Here is a 2,730-nt window from a genome sequence, read left to right as displayed (position 1 = left end):
AAATCGAAGCAATGAGCCATGAGGAGTATCTTCTCCAACTCTTTGAACAAGAAGTGAAACAACGGGAAAAACGAAAGGTTAATCAATTACTCTCTCAGGCAACGTTGCCTAAAATAGCAGGAAAGCCGTTTGAATGGACCCACATTCAAATGGCTCAAGGCATCACAGCAGAATATCTGTTAAACGGGCACTTTATTGAAAATGGAGAAAATCTAATCTTTTATGGAGGTGTGGGTACCGGAAAGACCTACTTATCGAAGTTAATTGGTTTAAACGCGATTCAAAAATTAGAGAAGCGCATCAAATTTTATACGGTGGCTGGTCTAGTGAATAGCTTACTAGATGCGCACGAAAAAGGCTCGTTGAGCCGGGTCTTTAAGCAGATAGAGAAACTCGATCTTCTGATTCTTGATGAACTAGGGTACATCCCTCTACATAAACAGGGGGCAGAACTTCTTTTTCAAGTCATCTCAATGTGTTATGAAAGAAAGAGCATGATTGTGACGACGAATTTACAATTTGGTCAGTGGAATCACGTATTTGGGGATCCGATCTTAACGGAAGCTGTGATCGATCGGCTGATTCACCATTCTCATTTAATTGTATTTAATGGAGAGAAAGCTACCGGTATAAAGAATCATTATTACACAATAAGTAAATATAGGGATTGGCAAGTGGTACATTTTTAATTGCCATTTGATACATTTCCTACTTGCCAAAAACAGGAATACCAGGAATCAAAGTTTTTGTTCCTCGTACTACTAAATTTTCAGCTGTGTCACTAATACCAACAAAGTTATCTATAACCTTTATTAAAGCTACTGCTGTAATAGTCTTTTTCCATTGTTTTTTAGTCTCTGATTTTATTGGTAATAGGTCAATTCCCTTATCTATGGCACTTTAGCACGACGTGTTCTTAGCACAATGATTCTCTCCTAAGCATAAGATTCGATTCATCTGAATTTTGAATAAGACGCAAGCATTATTAAATATAAAAAGACTTCCAGCATAAATGCTGAAAGCCTTAATTTATAAGGATCTAACCCTATTACGATACCGGTGGTCGGGGTCGAACCGACACTCCCGAAGGAACACGATTTTGAGTCGTGCGCGTCTGCCAATTCCGCCACACCGGCATATTATGGAGGCGGCAACCGGATTCGAACCGGTGGTAAAGGTTTTGCAGACCTCTGCCTTACCACTTGGCTATGCCGCCTTAATTTTTGGAGCGGAAGACGGGATTCGAACCCGCGACCCCCACCTTGGCAAGGTGGTGTTCTACCACTGAACTACTTCCGCATATGTAACTGGGCTAGCTGGATTCGAACCAGCGAATCACGGAGTCAAAGTCCGTTGCCTTACCGCTTGGCTATAGCCCAATAATATAACAATTAGTAAGAATTTTCAATAATAAATTTAATGGGGCGATCGATGGGAATCGAACCCACGAATGCCAGAGCCACAATCTGGTGCGTTAACCACTTCGCCACGACCGCCATCATACTTATTATGGCAGGGGTAGTAGGAATCGAACCCACATCAAAGGTTTTGGAGACCTCCGTTTTACCATTAAACTATACCCCTATAACAATGGTGGAGGGGGACGGATTCGAACCGCCGAACCCTGAGGGAGCGGATTTACAGTCCGCCGCGTTTAGCCACTTCGCTACCCCTCCACTTATTTAAATGTTACAATTGATTGTATAAATGGTGGCTCAGGACGGAATCGAACCGCCGACACAAGGATTTTCAGTCCTTTGCTCTACCGACTGAGCTACTGAGCCGAAATATCAAGTTCCCTTACGGGATTACTATCTTCAAGTGGCGGTCTGGACGGGACTCGAACCCGCGACCTCCTGCGTGACAGGCAGGCATTCTAACCAACTGAACTACCAGACCTTATTGCGGGGGCAGGATTTGAACCTGCGACCTTCGGGTTATGAGCCCGACGAGCTACCGGACTGCTCCACCCCGCGATAATATTAATCTAACAATATGGTGGAGGATGACGGGATCGAACCGCCGACCCTCTGCTTGTAAGGCAGATGCTCTCCCAGCTGAGCTAATCCTCCATTATGGTGACCCCTACGGGATTCGAACCCGTGTTACCGCCGTGAAAGGGCGGTGTCTTAACCACTTGACCAAGGGGCCATATTAAAAACTTAATTATGGCGGAGAGCAAGGGATTTGAACCCTTGATACGCGGTTAGCGTATACACGATTTCCAATCGTGCTCCTTCGACCACTCGGACAGCTCTCCGTATTAATGGCTCCGCAGGCAGGATTCGAACCTGCGACCGATCGGTTAACAGCCGATAGCTCTACCACTGAGCTACTGCGGAATGATTTACAGCCTGGCAGCGTCCTACTCTCACAGGGACTTTCGCCCCAACTACCATCGGCGCTGAGAAGCTTAACTTCTGTGTTCGGTATGGGAACAGGTGTGACCTTCTCGCCATTGCCACCAGACCATGTATTCGACACTATTTTATTATAATGACTTTTTTATATTTTGCAATAGGAAATTTTAATTTTTTTCATTCCCTCAAAACTAGATAATGTAGAAGAAGTAGGGAAGAACGAGTTCGCCAAAAGCGAATGACATCACTTTTTTATTTGGTTAAGTCCTCGATCGATTAGTATCAGTCAGCTCCACACGTCACCGTGCTTCCACCTCTGACCTATCAACCTGATCATCTTTCAGGGATCTTACTAGCTTAACGCTATGGG

The 2,730-nt window shown here is 44.6% G+C and carries 14 tRNA genes, 2 rRNA genes and 1 pseudogene; 1 reads left to right on the top strand and 16 read right to left on the bottom strand.

Annotated elements, in window-relative coordinates:
- Nucleotides 1-658: pseudogene (istB, locus tag GZA11_RS16265) on the top strand (IS21-like element helper ATPase IstB); the annotation flags it as partial.
- A 396-nt stretch (nt 659-1,054) separates the two neighbouring features.
- Here istB and GZA11_RS16260 read toward each other — a convergent pair.
- From GZA11_RS16260 to GZA11_RS16185, 16 genes are all read right to left on the bottom strand, one after another.
- Nucleotides 1,055-1,136 (bottom strand) — tRNA-Leu (locus tag GZA11_RS16260).
- Nucleotides 1,137-1,142: 6 nt separating this feature from the next.
- Nucleotides 1,143-1,216: transfer RNA gene (locus GZA11_RS16255), tRNA-Cys, on the bottom strand.
- An 8-nt stretch (nt 1,217-1,224) separates the two neighbouring features.
- Nucleotides 1,225-1,299, bottom strand: a tRNA-Gly gene (locus GZA11_RS16250).
- A gap of 8 nt (nt 1,300-1,307) precedes the next feature.
- Nucleotides 1,308-1,379, bottom strand: a tRNA-Gln gene (locus tag GZA11_RS16245).
- A 41-nt stretch (nt 1,380-1,420) separates the two neighbouring features.
- Nucleotides 1,421-1,496, bottom strand: a tRNA-His gene (locus GZA11_RS16240).
- Nucleotides 1,497-1,510: 14 nt separating this feature from the next.
- A tRNA-Trp gene (locus tag GZA11_RS16235) sits at nt 1,511-1,584 on the bottom strand.
- A 7-nt stretch (nt 1,585-1,591) separates the two neighbouring features.
- A tRNA-Tyr gene (locus tag GZA11_RS16230) sits at nt 1,592-1,676 on the bottom strand.
- 32 nt (nt 1,677-1,708) lie between these two features.
- Nucleotides 1,709-1,784 (bottom strand) — tRNA-Phe (locus GZA11_RS16225).
- A 38-nt stretch (nt 1,785-1,822) separates the two neighbouring features.
- A tRNA-Asp gene (locus GZA11_RS16220) sits at nt 1,823-1,899 on the bottom strand.
- Nucleotides 1,900-1,902: 3 nt separating this feature from the next.
- A tRNA-Met gene (locus GZA11_RS16215) sits at nt 1,903-1,976 on the bottom strand.
- Nucleotides 1,977-1,996: 20 nt separating this feature from the next.
- Nucleotides 1,997-2,072, bottom strand: a tRNA-Val gene (locus GZA11_RS16210).
- A gap of 4 nt (nt 2,073-2,076) precedes the next feature.
- Nucleotides 2,077-2,151, bottom strand: a tRNA-Glu gene (locus GZA11_RS16205).
- A gap of 18 nt (nt 2,152-2,169) precedes the next feature.
- Nucleotides 2,170-2,260 (bottom strand) — tRNA-Ser (locus GZA11_RS16200).
- Nucleotides 2,261-2,267: 7 nt separating this feature from the next.
- A tRNA-Asn gene (locus GZA11_RS16195) sits at nt 2,268-2,342 on the bottom strand.
- A gap of 10 nt (nt 2,343-2,352) precedes the next feature.
- Nucleotides 2,353-2,469, bottom strand: a 5S ribosomal RNA gene (rrf, locus tag GZA11_RS16190).
- Between the two features lie 147 nt (nt 2,470-2,616).
- A 23S ribosomal RNA gene (locus GZA11_RS16185) occupies nt 2,617-2,730 on the bottom strand; the annotation flags it as partial.

The organism is Neobacillus sedimentimangrovi, from assembly GCF_010614825.1.
GTDB lineage: Bacteria > Bacillota > Bacilli > Bacillales > Cytobacillaceae > Neobacillus > Neobacillus thermocopriae.
This window is presented reverse-complemented; position numbering and strand designations above follow the sequence as displayed.